This is a genomic window from Wolbachia endosymbiont of Tuta absoluta (assembly GCF_059414725.1).
The window spans coordinates 1-943 of sequence record NZ_JBNRJY010000289.1 but is presented as its reverse complement, the minus strand read 5'-3'; the positions used below and the strand labels follow the sequence as shown (position 1 = coordinate 943).

Here is a 943-nt window from a genome sequence, read left to right as displayed (position 1 = left end):
ATATAACATACATATCAGTAATACACTTTGAAAAACTTTACTAGATAGAAAAAAAAACAATGCCCGTCCTACCCTCTTTTAAAATTATAACCAATGATTTTATGCTAGAATGTAGTTACATAACTTTTCTAGTAAAATTTACTGAATAACACATTTCAACGGTATTCCTTTAGTTTCTATGTTGAAAAAACCGTAAAATCACGCGAAAATTTTTGCGCGAAATGATTGGCTGTTTCTCTCTGGCGCAGCGCCAATGAAAGGGAGAAACTTTTCAGGAAAACATTAGTTAGCCTTAATTTTTATGATTGTGCGCTCCTGTATACTTTATTAGGTTTTTCAGCTTAGAGGATATATAGTCATGTATCAATAACTTATAGTAGGTCATATAAGTAGGTATCAGTGGCATTCTGAATTACCCTATAACTTATAGGTACCATTAATTATTGTAACTATGCGGTATATCAATATTTTGTTGTAACCTTAAATGGGTAACTTAAAGTGCTGCTGGTATTATTTATAATTGTATGAACTTACCAAAAGAAATGTCCGAAGATTTAAGCTGAGCCTTTTCATTTTGGTTGCCATCTCGCCGAAGGTGTATTCTTATGTCTGCAACAAGAAATAGGTTTCAAAAAATGCAGAGTATTAAAAGTTACAAGAGCGACATAAAATTCAAAAAATAAAGATATACCAAATTAATTATTACATATAATTTGTACCCCCACATATAGTCCTACATGGTCTTAAAGGTCGGTTCACACTATATTGTACTTAAATGGTACAAGTGTAATTGTTGTGGTAATTACCTCCTTATTGCCGCGGGAAGAACCAGATCGATCAAAACATTAGAAGCCGAAAAAGGAGGAGGTCCTGATAGAGTTAACAAGCAACATGAAAAAGGAAAGCTAACCGCTAGAGAAAGGCTGAGTATATTGCTCGATGA

The 943-nt window shown here is 33.2% G+C and carries 1 protein-coding gene; it reads left to right on the top strand.

The features are described from left to right. Positions 1 to 737 precede the first annotated feature (737 nt). A partial coding sequence (locus tag ACJ5GX_RS03240) for a hypothetical protein (protein ID WP_495292693.1) occupies positions 738 to 943 on the top strand: 206 nt, incomplete at its 3' end.